Annotated in this window: 16 protein-coding genes; 10 read left to right on the top strand and 6 right to left on the bottom strand. The window is 58.2% G+C overall.

Going from position 1 to position 15,526, the window contains the following annotated elements:
- Positions 1 to 21: 21 nt before the first annotated feature.
- The 7 genes from ACYZUA_RS00880 (at position 22) to ACYZUA_RS00850 (ending at position 5,866) form a co-directional block, all read left to right on the top strand.
- Entirely contained in the window at positions 22 to 1,686 is a 1,665-nt protein-coding gene (locus tag ACYZUA_RS00880; protein ID WP_461961718.1) for an OFA family MFS transporter, read from the top strand.
- 296 nt (positions 1,687 to 1,982) lie between these two features.
- Positions 1,983 to 2,576, top strand: coding sequence for an imidazoleglycerol-phosphate dehydratase HisB (gene hisB, locus ACYZUA_RS00875; protein ID WP_003218037.1), 594 nt, complete (start codon positions 1,983 to 1,985; stop codon positions 2,574 to 2,576).
- Positions 2,576 to 3,214: an imidazole glycerol phosphate synthase subunit HisH gene (hisH, locus tag ACYZUA_RS00870; RefSeq protein ID WP_076028989.1), complete on the top strand. Its 639-nt coding sequence runs from the start codon at positions 2,576 to 2,578 to the stop codon at positions 3,212 to 3,214. Before hisB ends, hisH begins: the two co-directional genes overlap by 1 nt.
- Entirely contained in the window at positions 3,215 to 3,472 is a 258-nt protein-coding gene (locus ACYZUA_RS00865; RefSeq protein WP_008024930.1) for a DUF2164 domain-containing protein, read from the top strand.
- Between the two features lie 42 nt (positions 3,473 to 3,514).
- Positions 3,515 to 4,252: a 1-(5-phosphoribosyl)-5-[(5-phosphoribosylamino)methylideneamino]imidazole-4-carboxamide isomerase gene (gene hisA, locus ACYZUA_RS00860; protein WP_007897434.1), complete on the top strand. Its 738-nt coding sequence runs from the start codon at positions 3,515 to 3,517 to the stop codon at positions 4,250 to 4,252.
- A 9-nt stretch (positions 4,253 to 4,261) separates the two neighbouring features.
- The gene (hisF, locus tag ACYZUA_RS00855) at positions 4,262 to 5,032 is read left to right on the top strand and encodes an imidazole glycerol phosphate synthase subunit HisF (RefSeq protein ID WP_121731627.1); all 771 of its coding nucleotides are present in this window, start codon (positions 4,262 to 4,264) and stop codon (positions 5,030 to 5,032) included.
- Positions 5,033 to 5,110: 78 nt separating this feature from the next.
- A complete protein-coding gene (locus ACYZUA_RS00850; protein ID WP_461961717.1) occupies positions 5,111 to 5,866 on the top strand; it encodes a substrate-binding periplasmic protein in 756 nt (251 codons plus the stop codon).
- Positions 5,867 to 5,869: 3 nt separating this feature from the next.
- Here ACYZUA_RS00850 and ACYZUA_RS00845 read toward each other — a convergent pair whose 3' ends face one another.
- From ACYZUA_RS00845 to gpmI, 6 genes are all read right to left on the bottom strand, one after another.
- Entirely contained in the window at positions 5,870 to 7,108 is a 1,239-nt protein-coding gene (locus tag ACYZUA_RS00845; RefSeq protein ID WP_461961716.1) for a trypsin-like serine peptidase, read from the bottom strand.
- Positions 7,109 to 7,236: 128 nt separating this feature from the next.
- Complete coding sequence (locus tag ACYZUA_RS00840; protein ID WP_461961715.1) at positions 7,237 to 8,748, bottom strand: trypsin-like serine peptidase; 1,512 nt, start codon at positions 8,746 to 8,748, stop codon at positions 7,237 to 7,239.
- A gap of 184 nt (positions 8,749 to 8,932) precedes the next feature.
- On the bottom strand, positions 8,933 to 9,715 hold the full coding sequence (locus ACYZUA_RS00835; protein WP_461961714.1) for a divergent polysaccharide deacetylase family protein: 783 nt from the start codon (positions 9,713 to 9,715) through the stop codon (positions 8,933 to 8,935).
- A 1-nt stretch (position 9,716) separates the two neighbouring features.
- Entirely contained in the window at positions 9,717 to 11,036 is a 1,320-nt protein-coding gene (locus ACYZUA_RS00830; RefSeq protein ID WP_283182567.1) for a S41 family peptidase, read from the bottom strand.
- Between the two features lie 34 nt (positions 11,037 to 11,070).
- Positions 11,071 to 12,369 carry a murein hydrolase activator EnvC family protein gene (locus ACYZUA_RS00825; protein WP_461961713.1) on the bottom strand — a complete coding sequence of 433 codons (1,299 nt, stop codon included), beginning with the start codon at positions 12,367 to 12,369 and terminating at the stop codon, positions 11,071 to 11,073.
- A 267-nt stretch (positions 12,370 to 12,636) separates the two neighbouring features.
- Positions 12,637 to 14,166: a 2,3-bisphosphoglycerate-independent phosphoglycerate mutase gene (gene gpmI / locus ACYZUA_RS00820; RefSeq protein WP_461961712.1), complete on the bottom strand. Its 1,530-nt coding sequence runs from the start codon at positions 14,164 to 14,166 to the stop codon at positions 12,637 to 12,639.
- A 153-nt stretch (positions 14,167 to 14,319) separates the two neighbouring features.
- On the opposite strand from gpmI, the gene ACYZUA_RS00815 reads away from it, so the two are divergent.
- The 3 genes from ACYZUA_RS00815 to secB are packed head-to-tail and all read left to right on the top strand — an operon-like array spanning position 14,320 to position 15,516.
- Positions 14,320 to 14,733, top strand: a complete 414-nt coding sequence (locus tag ACYZUA_RS00815) for a rhodanese-like domain-containing protein (RefSeq protein ID WP_461961711.1) — start codon at positions 14,320 to 14,322, stop codon at positions 14,731 to 14,733.
- 1 nt (position 14,734) lies between these two features.
- Complete coding sequence (grxC, locus tag ACYZUA_RS00810) at positions 14,735 to 14,989, top strand: glutaredoxin 3 (RefSeq protein ID WP_461961710.1); 255 nt, start codon at positions 14,735 to 14,737, stop codon at positions 14,987 to 14,989.
- Positions 14,990 to 15,030: 41 nt separating this feature from the next.
- On the top strand, positions 15,031 to 15,516 hold the full coding sequence (gene secB, locus ACYZUA_RS00805; RefSeq protein WP_007949026.1) for a protein-export chaperone SecB: 486 nt from the start codon (positions 15,031 to 15,033) through the stop codon (positions 15,514 to 15,516).
- The last annotated feature ends 10 nt before the right edge of the window (positions 15,517 to 15,526 follow it).

The following is a 15,526-nucleotide window of genomic DNA, read 5'->3' as shown; positions in this document are numbered from 1 at the left end:
CTAATAATTGGGGGATACACAATGACCACGAGCATCACGGCGGACGGCTTCAAAGCCGACCAGCCCGCGTTCCTGTCCAAGGAACGCATCATCGCCAAGCCCGGTTTCAACCGTTGGCTGGTACCACCGGCCGCCCTGGCCATCCACCTTTGCATCGGCATGGCCTACGGCTTTTCGGTGTTCTGGTTGCCACTGTCCAAAGCCCTGGGCGTGACCAAGGCAGTGGCCTGCGCGCCGGACATGAGCTTCATCTCGCAAGTCTTCTCGTCCCAATGTGACTGGCCGATCTCGATGCTCGGCTGGATCTACACCCTGTTCTTCATCTTCCTGGGTTGCTCGGCCGCTATCTGGGGTGGCTGGCTGGAACACGCCGGACCACGCAAGGCTGGCGTTGTATCGGCACTGTGCTGGTGTGGCGGTCTGCTGATTTCTGCGCTGGGGGTCTATACCCACCAGATATGGCTGATGTGGATCGGCTCCGGGGTCATCGGCGGTATCGGCCTGGGCCTGGGTTACATCTCGCCCGTGTCGACCCTGATCAAGTGGTTCCCGGACAAGCGCGGCATGGCGACCGGTATGGCGATCATGGGTTTCGGTGGTGGCGCGATGGTCGGTGCTCCGCTGGCCGCAGCCTTGATGGGCCACTTCGCTTCGGCAGAGAGCGTCGGCGTATGGCAGAGCTTCCTGGTGATGGCCGCGATCTACTTCGTGTTCATGATCGGTGGCGCACTGTCCTACCGCGTTCCGCCAACCGGCTGGAAGCCTGAAGGCTGGACTGCTCCGGCGAAGAAAGCTTCCAACGCGATGATCACCCACCGTCACGTCCACGTGAATGTGGCGTGGAAAACCCCGCAATTCCGTCTGGTGTGGCTGGTGCTGTGCCTGAACGTTTCGGCGGGTATCGGCATCCTCGGGATGGCGTCGCCGCTGTTGCAGGAAGTATTCGGCGGCAAATTGATCGGTGTGGACCTGCCATTCGGTCAACTGGACGCTGGGCAACTGGCCTCGATCGCGGCGATTGCTGCCGGTTTTACCGGTTTGCTGAGCCTGTTCAATATCGGTGGCCGGTTCTTCTGGGCCTCGTTCTCGGATTACCTGGGCCGCAAAAACACCTATTTCGTGTTCTTCGCGCTTGGTTTTGCCCTGTACGCGTTGATCCCGAACCTTGGTCACCTGGGCAACGTTGCGCTGTTTGTGGCTGCGTTCTGCATCATCCTGTCGATGTACGGCGGTGGTTTTGCGACGGTGCCTGCGTATCTCGCGGACCTGTTCGGTACGCAAATGGTCGGCGCGATCCACGGTCGTCTGCTGACGGCGTGGGCGGCGGCGGGCGTGTTGGGTCCGGTATTGGTGAACTACCTGCGTGAGTATCAGTTGAGTATCGGCGTTGAACGCGCCGCGGCTTACGACATCACCCTATACATCCTCGCAGGCCTGCTGGTGCTGGGTTTCATCTGCAACCTGCTGGTGCGTCCGGTGGCTGACAAGTACTTCATGACCGACGCTGAACTGGCCGCCGAGCAGGCGCTTGGCCACGACAAAGGTGCTGACAGCAGCACCGTATTGGAGTGGAAAGCGGATGCGGGCACCAAGCCTTTGGCAGTGGCTGCGTGGCTGGTGGTGGGTATTCCGTTGGCGTGGGGTGTTTGGGTGACCCTGCAGAAAACTGCTGTCCTCTTCCACTAAGTTCAGTTAAACGCATCATCCCTTGTGGGAGTGAGCCTGCTCCGGGCGGCGCTCCGACGATAGCGGTCTGACAGTCGACAGAGATGTTGAGTGTGATGGCCTCTTCGTCGGAGCGCCGCCCGGAGCCGGCTCGCCCACATTTGATTATGTCGTCATCAAATCCGCTTGTATGGACATGTCTATCCCCGACAGCATGGGGTTCAGTCCGTCAGTCATATCACCTCCCGTGTTTCTGTTTCGCGCCCGCGCCCCTATAATGGCTGCCTTTTTCGCCCAATGATTTTGCGGAGCTGGTGATGGCCGAACGTAAGGCGTCAGTCGAGCGCGACACTCTGGAAACCCAGATCAAAGCCTCGATCAACCTGGATGGCACCGGAAAGGCCCGATTTGATATCGGTGTTCCTTTTCTTGAGCACATGCTGGACCAGATCGCCCGTCACGGGCTGATCGACCTGGATATTGTCAGCAAGGGCGACCTGCATATCGACGACCACCACACCGTGGAAGACGTCGGTATCACTTTGGGTCAGGCCTTCGCCAAAGCCATCGGCGACAAGAAAGGCATCCGTCGCTACGGCCACGCCTACGTGCCGCTCGATGAAGCGCTGTCGCGTGTGGTGATCGACTTCTCCGGCCGCCCTGGCCTGCAGATGCACGTTCCCTACACCCGTGCCACCGTTGGCGGCTTCGACGTTGACCTGTTCCAGGAATTCTTCCAGGGCTTCGTCAACCACGCGCTCGTCAGCCTGCACATCGACAACCTGCGCGGCACCAACACTCACCACCAGATCGAAACCGTGTTCAAGGCTTTCGGCCGCGCCCTGCGCATGGCGGTAGAGCTGGATGACCGCATGGCCGGTCAGATGCCATCGACCAAAGGCGTTCTGTAATGCAGACGGTCGCGGTTATCGATTACGGCATGGGCAACCTGCACTCGGTGGCCAAGGCCCTCGAGCACGTCGGTGCCGGCAAGGTCCTGATCACCAGCGATGCCGATGTGATTCGCGAAGCCGACCGGGTGGTATTCCCCGGCGTCGGCGCGATTCGCGACTGCATGGCGGAGATCCGTCGCCTGGGCTTCGATTCGCTGGTGCGTGAAGTGAGCCAGGACCGTCCGTTCCTCGGCATCTGCGTCGGCATGCAAGCCTTGCTCGACAGCAGTGAAGAGAACGACGGCGTCGACTGCATCGGCCTGTTCCCGGGCGCGGTGAAGTTCTTCGGCAAAGACCTGCACGAAGACGGCGAACACCTGAAAGTCCCGCACATGGGCTGGAACGAAGTGAAGCAGACGGTCACACATCCGCTGTGGCACAACATTCCGGACCTGGCGCGTTTCTACTTCGTGCACAGCTACTACATCGCTGCCGGCAACCCGCGGCAAGTGGTGGGTGGCGGTCACTACGGTGTCGATTTCGCCGCCGCGCTGGCCGATGGCTCGCGTTTCGCCGTGCAGTTCCACCCGGAGAAAAGCCATACCCATGGCCTGCAATTGCTGCAGAACTTCGCCGCGTGGGATGGTCGCTGGTAAATGGCCGTCAAGAAGAAGCCGCCGATCCTGACCCTCACTCCTGAACAGGAGAACGAGGCCAATCACAAGATCAAGCGCTTTATGGAAGATCGCTTCGAACTGGACCTTGGTTCGTTCGAAGCGGCTGAAATCCTTGAGCTGTTTACCCGTGAAATTGCGCCGCACTATTACAACAGGGCGATTTTCGATGTGCAGACGCACCTCAAAGAGAGGTTCGAAAGCATCGAAAGCGACTTGTGGGCGCTCGAGAAAAACTGATTTTCGAGCGAAGCTGAACAATCGAATTTGAAGGTTTGCCAGATGCTGATTATTCCCGCTATCGATCTTAAAGACGGTGCCTGTGTTCGTCTGCGCCAGGGCCGCATGGAAGATTCCACGGTGTTCTCCGATGACCCGGTGAGCATGGCTGCCAAGTGGGTGGAGGGCGGTTGCCGTCGTCTGCATCTGGTCGACCTGAACGGCGCTTTCGAAGGCCAGCCGGTCAACGGCGAAGTGGTCACCGCCATCGCCAAGCGCTACCCGAACCTGCCGATCCAGATCGGCGGCGGTATCCGCTCCCTGGAAACCATTGAACACTACGTGAAAGCGGGCGTGAGCTACGTAATCATTGGCACCAAAGCCGTGAAAGATCCGGCCTTCGTCGCCGAAGCCTGCCGCGCGTTCCCGGGCAAGGTGATCGTCGGTCTGGATGCCAAAGACGGTTTTGTCGCCACTGACGGCTGGGCTGAAATCAGCACCATTCAGGTGATCGACCTGGCCAAGCAGTTCGAAGCTGATGGCGTGTCCGCGATCGTTTATACCGACATCGCCAAAGACGGCATGATGCAGGGCTGCAACGTTTCGTACACCGCCGCCCTGGCCGCCGCGACGAAGATCCCGGTCATCGCTTCCGGTGGCATCCACAACCTCGGTGACATCAAGTCGCTGCTCGACGCGAAAGCGCCAGGCATCATCGGCGCGATCACCGGTCGAGCGATCTACGAAGGCACTCTCGATGTCGCTGAAGCGCAAGCTTTCTGCGATTCGTACAAAGGCTGAGGACTGACCATGGCGCTGGCCAAACGCATCATCCCTTGCCTGGACGTGGACAACGGTCGGGTCGTCAAAGGTGTGAAGTTCGAGAACATCCGCGACGCCGGTGATCCGGTGGAAATCGCCCGTCGCTACGACGAGCAGGGTGCCGACGAGATTACTTTTCTCGACATCACCGCCAGCGTCGATGGCCGCGATACCACGCTGCATACCGTCGAGCGCATGGCCAGCCAGGTGTTCATCCCGCTGACCGTGGGCGGCGGTGTGCGTACCGTGCAGGACATTCGCAATCTGCTGAATGCTGGCGCGGACAAGGTTTCGATCAACACCGCTGCGGTGTTCAACCCGGAATTTGTTGGCGAGGCTGCTCAGCATTTCGGTTCGCAGTGCATTGTCGTCGCCATCGACGCCAAGAAGGTTTCACTGCCGGGCGAAACCCCGCGCTGGGAGATTTTCACCCACGGTGGTCGCAAGCCAACCGGTCTCGACGCTGTTGAATGGGCGAAGAAGATGGAAGGCCTGGGCGCCGGCGAAATCCTGCTGACCAGCATGGACCAGGACGGCATGAAAAACGGCTTCGACCTGGGCGTCACGCGTGCCATCAGCGATGCACTGGGCATTCCGGTGATTGCTTCGGGCGGCGTCGGCAACCTGCAGCATTTGGCCGACGGCATCATCGAAGGCCACGCCAGTGCGGTATTGGCGGCGAGTATTTTCCACTTCGGCGAATACACCGTGCAGGAAGCCAAGGCTTACATGGCTCATCGCGGCATCGTGATGCGCTAAACAAACCGATACAGGCCAGTGGACATCATGGCGGGCTCAGGGCACTCTTGGGTACGCCATGGATCTCGGTAGCCAGACATGCTTAAACGCCTTCTTCTTGTTCTCGCCAGCGCTTCTCTATTGCTCGTCAATGGAGCGCATGCCGCAGAAAATCCCGACACCGGTCTGGTGTTGCTGACTGAAAATTTCCCCCCTTACAACATGGCGAAGAACGGCAAGAACTTCGCTCAGGACGAGAACATCAATGGCATCGCGGTGGACATCGTCCGCGAGATGTTCAAGCGCGCCGAAGTCACCTACAGCCTGACGTTGCGTTTCCCTTGGGAGCGAATCTACAAGCTCGCCCTGGAGAAGCCCGGCTACGGCGTATTTGTGATGGCGCGGTTGCCGGACCGCGAAAAGCTCTTCAAATGGGTCGGCCCCATCGGCCCCGATGACTGGATCATGCTGGCCAAGGCCGATAGCAAGATCAGCCTTGAGTCGCTGGAGCAGGCGCGCAAATACAAGATCGGCGCCTACAAGGGCGATGCGATTGCCGAGACGCTGGCCAAGCAAGGACTGAAACCGATCGTTGTGCTGCGCGATCAGGACAACGCGAAGAAGCTGGTCAATGGCCAGATCGACCTTTGGGCGACGGGTGATCCTGCCGGCCGTTACCTCGCTCGGCAGGATGGTGTGACCGGGCTCAAGACCGTGCTGCGATTTAACAGCGCCGAGCTGTATCTGGCATTGAACAAGGATGTGCCGGATGACGTCGTGGCCAAGCTGCAAGCCGCGCTGGATCAGCTACGCAAGGAAGGCGTGGTGGACGACATCATGGCGAAGTACCTGTAACCATCACTTCGATACCACCTGAGACGGAGCGGCCGGCGTCGCGCTCAAGTACACGGCACTTGTAAACACGTTATTCAGCATCGCCCTTGTCAGCTGCTGTTCCCCTGAGGCGACGCCGATAATGCACAGTGCATATGCGCCGCTTTGTGGCCCGATTTCACTATTGATGTAAGCCTCTTCAGTGCTGATGGCGGCACTGTAATTGTCGGAAGCTTTGCAGTCCCTGGCGTTACGGACCGTTTTGTAGCGATAGAAGGGCGCCTCGAGGGAAAACCTGAAGTCCCACGTAGGCAATACGATCTGCTCATCCGGGTTTTGCGTTCTATCAACGGATGACTTGAGCTTCCAGGGCTCCGTGACAGTCAGTTCGACTGGCTCCAACGAACAGTTCGCCCCATCGCTGGTGAAGACACCGTCAATAAAGCAGTTGTGTAGAAAGTTGGCAGAGTAGCTGTAGTTGAAACGTGCAGCTGTACAGGACGTCGAGTGTTCACAGCCCGGCGGCGCTGGTGTATTGCGCGAGCTCACGACTTTACTGACGATGCCGGTGATTTCATTGGTGCGGCGGTCCAGCATCGGGCTACCGGAGCTGCCAGGGCGAAGGTCGCAGCTGTTTTTCATGGCCAAAGGGAACACCCCGGGGTGATCAATGAACGTTCCGGCGGTTTGTTCCGCGCAGGCGCTCAATCGAAGCCCTTGTTCGGTGAAGCCGCCCGGCGCACCAATGTTAAGCGCATCATGACTCTCGTTGGTTTGATGGGACGCCAGCTTGAGCGGGTTGACCCCGGCCTGTATCAGCGACGCCAACGTTGCGTCGACCTCCAGTACAGCAAGATCGGTCCCGACCAGACTGCTCCATCGGGCAGTCCGGATGGCGTATTGGCGCTTACGCTGTGGCGTGTCATGAAAGTAGTGGAAGGTGACGCTGGCTTGCAAAGGCAGATTGGTCCGCGCCGAACCATACTGAAACAACACGCAATGACCGCTGGTGAGCAGGTAAGCAGGGCCGGTGGCTCGGCCTTGCCTGTTTCGCGTATCCAGTAAAGCGGCGCCGCAGGTCGCGCCCGATTGGAGACTGAGTAGTCCCACGCCGCTCCAGATTTCATAAAGATGTTCGCTGTTTTGCAGTGCCCTTGACGGTGAGTCGTTGACGGCGCCTTCGCCCAGGTCGCGGGCCTGCACTGCGGAAATAGCCAGCAGACCAATCAGGCCAGCGAAGCAAAAGAAGCTGTGGTATTTCATGTCCATTCCTTGGTGATGAAATTCAGGGTGAGTCCTATCCTGACACGCATCATTTGCCCAGAGAGATAGATAGTTATCGCTTCGAATGCGCTGCTGAAGCCGCGTGGATCAGTTACGCAATAACGGCTTCATGGCGCGGTATCTGTGACCGTTGTCGGGGCTTGCACCAGGACTGTGTGTACCTCGGAAGTATTAAAATTCCTGTCCTCGATGTAACTGCAAAACGACAGCGGAAGAAATTCCAGTGGAATAAGAAGACTATTATCTGTTTGTTCATACTTCCTGCGATCTATATCACCGCAATTATGTTCGCCAAGGTTGTTATCGTAGAATCGAGTCCACATGGAACGGGAAGACTTTTCGAACCATTCGACAGAAACATATTTCTCTGAGTATTTAAAAGTGACAGTTGGTTCAGGTAATGTGGCGACAGTCGGTTCGGTTAGCCGGGCAGACAGTATTTGGGTGTTTCTGCGTAATCCGACGCTAGGTCGTTGCTTGGCTGACTCGACACCCACCAGGCAAAGATAATACAAACCTTCCTCTCGACCGATCTCTGCATCAATTTTTGCATTGGCTGTGCTGATCGGGCGGCTATAGTGATCAGGCAAATAACAAGCGTGTGCGTCGCGTACTGTTTTAAAGCGATAGAAAGCGGTGCTCATCGAAAACTCGACATCCCAGGCAGGTGCTTGATCATTGTGGTCGACGGGTTTTCTATGAAGTGTGATGTCAGCGTTTCTTTTGGATTTGAAGTTGAAGTTCGGGTTTGTTGTGCAAGTTTTGGCGTCCGTATTAAAGCGTCCGTTGGTGAAGCAGTAAGAAAGATAGTCAACAGGAAAACTGTGGCTTGCCTGATCAGGCAAGATGGATTTTTTCTGATTATTTCCACAAAGTGCGTGCCAGAAACATAACTCATCCGTTGAGATACCATAAGTCGTTCCGGACAATACACCGATAATTTCTCCTGTCGCCGCATCAAGAACGGGAGACCCTGAAGAGCCTGATGCAATACCCTTGCAGTCGTGCTTCTGGTAATCGGTGTGGACGGCCAAGTGCTTGATCAATGTGGTGTTGGTTGGCTCCAGGGTACAGGTTGACAGCCTGAGGCCGGCGGCGATTCCAGGTGCGCCAAGGACTTGAATCGGGCGCGGTTTTACGGGTGCTTTAGACGCTAGCTTGAGTGGTGTAATTCCGTCTTTCAGTAGTGTTTCCAGGGAGTCGGTCAGTTCCAGGATAGCGACATCAGAACTGGCGAGACTATCCCAATTTACCTTGTGGATGTCGTAACGTTTGGCGCCTTCCATCGTATCGTGGAAAAAGTTGAATTGTACCTGGCCGCTGTATGGAGTATCGGCTGCTGTACCGGAGATGATTGAAGCGCAGTGCGCATTGGTCAATAGGTAAGCAGGGCCTGTTGAGATACCCATTGCGTCACGAGTATCAAGCAAACTTGCCGTGCAATTGCGGTAGCCATCCTTGAATGTACCTCCAATGCCGTTCCAGTGAGTATATTGTCCGTCAGCATTACTTAGCAGGGCGGGCTCCAGTGGCTCGGGAACAGTGTAGGCGCAAGAGGCCAGGGAGAAGGTGAGCGTTATTAGGGGGATAGTTGTACGTATCATAGATTTGTAATTCATAACCGATCCTTGGTTGTGAACGTGGATGTTAATAAAGTTGGATGTTGCCGTGGTGCGAAAGAAGTGTAATTGAAGTGGAGGGGTGTTAGTTATTGATGTGTATCCGATTGTGAGGCAGTGGCGAGTTGAGAGTGATTTATCGGCGCTGATAAAGTTTGAAATCAACTAACTAACTGCAATGAAACTACCGGGTTTGCGGAAGTCGGTAATTACCGTCCTTCCCATGCGCGGCAGTTGCACGATTGCCGCGCACACTGATCATCTGTTTGATGTCGATCCAGTCAATGCCCTGAGCCTTGAGCTTGGGCAGTTCACGTTCAAGCACCGCCAATGTCTGCGGATACGGATGCCCGATCATCACCGCGGAACCCTGCTTGCGCGCCAGGCTGATAGCCGTCTGTAGCTGAGTGAAGATCGCGGCTTCAGTGGGCTCATCATCCAGGAATACATCCCGCGAAGCGCTCGCCAGACCAATCTTCTGCGCCTCGGCGGCCGCCACGGTTTGCGCGCTGGTGCGGCTGTCGACAAAGAACTTGTGTCGGCGCTGCAAGTCCGCCATCAGCCAGGCCATGGCCGGTTGCTGAACGGTCATGCGGCTGCCCATGTGGTTGTTGATGCCAGCGGTGTAGGGCACGACCTTGAATGCTGCGTTCAGGCGTTTCTCGAGCTCGCTGATGGGCAAGTCGGGGTGCCAGGCAAACGGACCGGTGGCCGGGTCCATGGGCATGTGCAGGATGACAATCTTGCCGGCGCGATGGGCTTCGCGGGCGAATTCGGTGGCGTGGGGTGTGTCGGGCATGATCGCCGCGGTTACGGGCCCGGGCAGGGCCAGCACGCGGCGATCCTGGGGCAGGTTCTGCCCCAGGTCATCGATGATCAGAGTGATGTAGGCCTTTTGAGGGGCGGGCGCTGCGTGAGCAACACCCGCCAGACAACACAGCAGACCGAGGAATAACCGCAGGCGCATCTCAGCGACCGGAGGTGATGCTCAACCCTTTGAGCAGGCTCAAGGCCTGGGCCAATTGGTAGTCATCATCCTGCGGCATTGCCTTGGCTTTGCCACTGGCGCTGGTCGGTTTGTCGGCGCCGCCGTTGCCATTGCCCAGGTGACCTTGCAGATCGGCTTCCTTGAAGTACTCGCCGTCCTGCTCGTTGGTGATCTTGGCCCTGCGCACTTCGATGTCCGGGACGATGCCCTGAGCCTGGATCGAGCGCCCGTTCGGCGTGTAATACAGCGCGGTGGTGATCTTCAGTGCGCGTTCGTTGTTCAGCGGCAGCACGGTTTGTACCGAGCCTTTGCCGAAACTGGTGGTACCCATGACCACCGCGCGTTTCTGATCCTGCAAGGCGCCGGCGACAATTTCCGACGCCGAGGCGCTGCCGCCGTTGATCAGCGCGACCATTGGCACGGCTTCGCTCTCATCCTTGCCGGTGGCGGAGAAACGCAGCTCGGAGTTGGCGATACGGCCCTTGGTGTAAACGATCAGGCCTTTGGTGATGAAGTGGTCGACCACTTCTACCGCCGCTTGCAGCACGCCGCCCGGGTTGTTACGCAGGTCGAGGATGATGCCTTTGAGCTTCTTGCCGTTGTCCTTGCGCAGCTTGGCCAGGGCTTTGGAGACTTCATCGCCGGTCTTGACCTGGAACTGGGTGATGCGGATGTAGCCGTAGCCGGACTCCAGCAACTGACTCTTCACGCTCTTCACTTGAATGATGGCGCGGGCCAGCGTCACGTCAAACGGTGCGCCGCCGTCGCGCACCAGAGTCAGGGTGATTTTCTGGCCGATCTTGCCGCGCATCTTGTCCACGGCTTCGGTCATGCTCTGGCCGCGAGTCGGCTGGCCGTTGATCTTGACGATGAAGTCGCCGGCCTGAATGCCGGCCTTGGACGCCGGGGTGTCATCGATCGGCGAAACCACTTTGATGAAACCGTCTTCGGCGCCCACTTCGATGCCCAGGCCGCCGAATTCACCGCTGGTGCTTTCCTGCAATTCAGCGAAGTCTTCCGGGCCCAGGTAGGCGGAGTGCGGGTCGAGGTTGCTGAGCATGCCCTTGATGGCGTTTTCCAGCAGGGTCTTGTCGTCCACCGGTTCGACATAGGCAGCTTTGATCCGATCCATGACCTCGGCAAAGGTGCGCAACTCTTCCAGCGGCAACGGCGCCTTGGTGGTCGCAGCAGTGCCCGCAGGTGCGACAGCCGGAGCCGGTTGAGCGGCAAACGCCAGAGGCGCGCCGATCACCAGGGCGATCGTCAGGGCCAGCGAGGTAAGGCGGGACAAATGCAGCATGTCGAACGAACTCCTAATGTAGGTGACTCAACGCCTATCCTTGCGCGCGGCACCATTGCGCCGGATCACTCGGGTGACCCTGCTGACGAATAGCGAAATACAGCGCTGGCGTGTCCTGCCCGCCACTGTTGCCGACAGTGGAGATGGACTCACCGGCTTTTACCACGTCACCCGCAGACTTGAGCAGCGTCTGGTTGTGACCATAAAGACTCAAAAAACCGTTGCCGTGGTCGAGAATCACCAGCAGTCCGGCGCCTCGCAACCAGTCGGCAAACACCACGCGACCGCCATGCACGGCGTGCACCTGGCTGCCGGCGGAGGCGCTGATCATCACACCATCCCACTTGGTGCGGGCGTCGTCGCCACGGGTTTCGCCAAAGCGTGCCAGCAGTCGACCATCGACTGGCCAGGGAAGTTTTCCCCGACTTGTAGCAAAGGGGCCGCCAAAGGTCTCGCCTGAACTTGAAACCAATGCGCCGGGTGTCGATTTAACGGGTTTGCGTGGGGCATCAGTGGTGTCTGCATCTGCTGCAGCCTGAGCCTCACGTAAACGCTTTTTTTCGGCTTCCTGCTGGGCGATCAGCGCTTTTTGCCGCGCTTCTTCTGCCTCACGGGCCTGACGGGCCAGGGTTTCTTCAATGGTTTTAAGGACTTTAGACAGGTCTGCCTGATCCTGCTCGCGGGCTGCCAGCTTCTGATCGCGAGCCTTCACGTCGTCGCTGAGCTTGGCCAGGACTTGCTGGCGCTCCTTGCGGACTTTGTCGAGTTCGTCGCGCTGGCTGTCGAGGCTGCTTTTCTGTACCAGCAATTGCGCCTGTTGCATGGCGATGTCTTTTTCGACATTGGCCAGTTGGCGCAGGGTTTCGTTGAAATTTTTCAGCTGCTCCAGGCGGGCCTGGCTCAGGTAGTCGTAATAGGTGAGGGTGCGGGCGAATTTTTCCGGGTTCTGCTGGTTGAGCAGCAGTTTCAAGTACTCCTGACGGCCGTTCTGATAGGCTGCGCGGGCCTGAATGGCGATCAGTCGTTGCTGTTCAATCCGCGCGCTCTGGAGTTTTTTTTTCTCGGCATCGAGTCGCTGCAGCTCGGATTCGCTTTTCTTCAGCTCTTTTTGCAGGGCTTCGACCTGCTTCTCGAGCTTGCCCATCTCGGTTTCGGTGCCCTTGAGGTCTTTTTGCACACCGGACTTTTCTTCCTGGAGCTTGCCCAGCAGTTTTTTCAGCTCGGCAATGTCCTGACGCGTGGCGTCCAACTGTTGTTGGGTTTGCGCGCGCTCGTCAGCAAAGGCCGGTTGGAGCAGGCAAGTCAGGGCAAGGGCTATCAGGACGCGAAGCATAGAGGCGGGTGATACCAGGGAAAGGGACAGCCTAGTATGCCCGCCAAGCGTGGCAAAAAAAATGCCCAATTCGGACTGTGTGATGACTGGACCGGGTTGCGGAGAAAATTGTTCTATCAAACCACCCAAAACCAATGTGGGAGCGACGGTGCGACGATTCGACCTGCTCGCGATGGCGTCCTAATATTCAACATCAATGTTGGCTATCAGGTTGCTATCGCGAGCAGGCTCGCTCCCACAGGGATTAGTGGTGTTTGAACGATCGGATTACACCAGAATCGAAGTGCCAGTCATCTCGGCAGGTTTCTCAAGCCCCATCAGCATCAGCATGGTCGGTGCCACATCCGCCAGCACGCCGCCGTCGCGAACCTTGAAGTCGCGCTTGCCGACATAGATGAACGGCACCGGTTCGGTGGTGTGCGCGGTATGCGCCTGGCCGGTGGTCTCATCGGACATTTGCTCGACATTGCCGTGATCGGCAGTGATCAGCGCTTCGCCGCCGACTTTTTCCAGCGCATCGACGATGCGGCCGACACACAGGTCCAGGCATTCAACGGCTTTGACGGCAGCGTCGAACACGCCACTGTGGCCGACCATGTCGCCGTTGGCGTAGTTGACCACGATCACGTCGTAACGCTGGTTTTCGATGGCATCGACGATGCGGTCGGTGACTTCCGGGGCGCTCATCTCGGGCTGCAAGTCATAAGTGGCGACTTTTGGCGACGGAATCAGAATGCGTTCTTCGCCCGGGAACGGTTCTTCGCGACCGCCGGAGAAGAAGAAGGTCACGTGGGCGTACTTCTCGGTTTCGGCGATGCGCAGCTGGGTCTTGCCGTTTTTCGCCAGGTAGTCGCCCAGTACGTTGTCCAGGCTGCCCGCGGCGAAGGCCGATGGCGCAGGAATGCTGGCGGCGTATTGGGTCAGCATGACGAAACCGGCCAGCTTCGGCTGGCGGGCACGTTCGAATTCCTTGAAATCGTCTTCGACGAATACGCAGGTCAGTTCACGGGCGCGGTCGGCGCGGAAGTTCATGAACACCACTGCGTCGCCGTCTTCGACTTTCACCGGCTCACCGATGCTGGTGGCTTTGACGAATTCGTCGCTCTCGCCGCGTTCGTACGCGGCTTGCAGGCCTTCCTGAGCGGTGGCGGCGTTGAATTCGCCGTTGCCATCGACAATCAGGTTGTAAGCCTGGGACACGCGGTCCCAACGGTTGTCGCGGTCCATGGCGAAGTAACGGCCAACAATGCTGGCGATCCGGCCTTTGCCGAGGGCCTGGAAGGCCGCATCCAGCAGTTCGATGGACGATTGAGCGCTTTTCGGCGGCGTGTCGCGGCCGTCGAGGAAGGCGTGCAGATAGATTTTTTCAGCGCCACGTTTGTAGGCCAGTTCGGCCATGGCAACCAGGTGATCCTGGTGGCTGTGAACGCCACCATCGGACAGCAGGCCCATGAAGTGCACGGCTTTGCCGGCAGCAACGGCTTTATCGACTGCGGCGCAGATGGTCGGGTTCTCGAAGAACTCGCCGTCGCGGATCGATTTGGTCACGCGGGTGAAGTCCTGATACACCACGCGGCCGGCGCCGAGATTCATGTGGCCGACTTCGGAGTTGCCCATCTGGCCATCCGGCAGCCCGACGTCCATGCCGCTGCCCGAGATCAGGCCGTTCGGCACGGTGGCCCACAAGCGGTCCAGCACGGGCTTCTTCGCCGCAAAGATGGCGTTGGATTCAGGGCTCTCACTGTGACCGAAGCCGTCGAGAATAATCAGGACCAAAGGTTTAGGCGTGGTAGTCATGGATTCCACTCGTGGCTGAGTTAATAGAGGGCGATGGAAAAGGGAGTGGCAGTTTAAAGGCAAGTTCAATCCACGTCACCGCCGGACGGGGTTTGGCCCACCATAGTGGCTGTGTATACTGGCCGACATTTTAACGCCCTGGAACCTCCTTCGATGGTTGCTCACCTGATTGAATTTGCCACTAACCACTATCTGCTCGTCGGTATCTTCGTCGTACTGCTGGCGTTGCTGATCGCTTATCAGATGCAAGGCGGCGGCCGCAGCCTGAGCACCGGTGAACTGACCGGGCTGGTCAACAAGGACGCGGGCGTTGTGATCGACATTCGTTCGAACAAGGATTTCGCCGCCGGTCACATTGTTGGCGCGGTGAACATTCCTCACGACAAACTGACTGCTCGCGTCGGCGAACTGGAAAAGCACAAGGCCAAGACCATCATCCTGGTCGACGCCATGGGCCAGACCGCCGGCACGCATGCCCGCGAACTGATGAAGTCCGGCTTCATCGCCGCCAAGCTCTCTGGCGGTATTTCCAGCTGGAAAGGCGACAACCTGCCGCTGGTGAAGTGAAATGAGCAACGTCGTCGTCTATTCCAGCGATTACTGCCCTTACTGTTCGCGAGCCAAGTACCTGCTCGAGAACAAAGGCGTGGCCTTCGAAGAGATCAAGGTCGATGGCAAGCCGCAGGTGCGTGCCGCCATGGCTCAGAAGGCCGGACGTACGTCCGTGCCGCAGATCTGGATCGGCAGCACCCACGTGGGTGGTTGTGATGATTTGTTCGCCCTTGAGCGCGCCGGCAAACTCGACGCGCTGCTCAAGGGCTGAATGCCTTCCCTATAAGACCCCAAGATCAGAAAGGATCTGAGATGACTGACCAACAGAACACTGCAGCTAGCGAAGAAGAAACCGCACCGCAATTCTCCTTGCAGCGCATCTACGTACGTGACTTGTCCTTCGAAGCCCCGAAAAGCCCGGCCATCTTCCGCCAGCAGTGGGAACCGAGCGTCGGTCTGGATCTGAACACCCGTCAAAAGGCTCTGGAAGGCGACTTCCACGAAGTCGTGCTGACCCTGTCCGTCACCGTGAAGAACGGCGACGAAGTGGCGTTCATTGCTGAAGTGCAACAGGCCGGGATCTTCCTGATCAAGAACCTCGACGACGCTTCGATGAGCCACACCCTCGGCGCGTTCTGCCCGAACATCCTGTTCCCGTACGCTCGCGAAACCCTGGACAGCCTGGTCACCCGCGGTTCGTTCCCGGCCCTGATGTTGGCCCCGGTGAACTTCGACGCGCTGTACGCACAAGAACTGCAACGCATGCAGGCGGCTGGCGAGACTCCGACCGTTCAGTAAGCGGCTTTAA

It is taken from the genome of Pseudomonas sp. LS2P72, assembly GCF_054897865.1.
The sequence above is the reverse complement of the archived record's forward strand: the minus strand, read 5'-3'. Positions and strand labels throughout refer to the sequence as shown.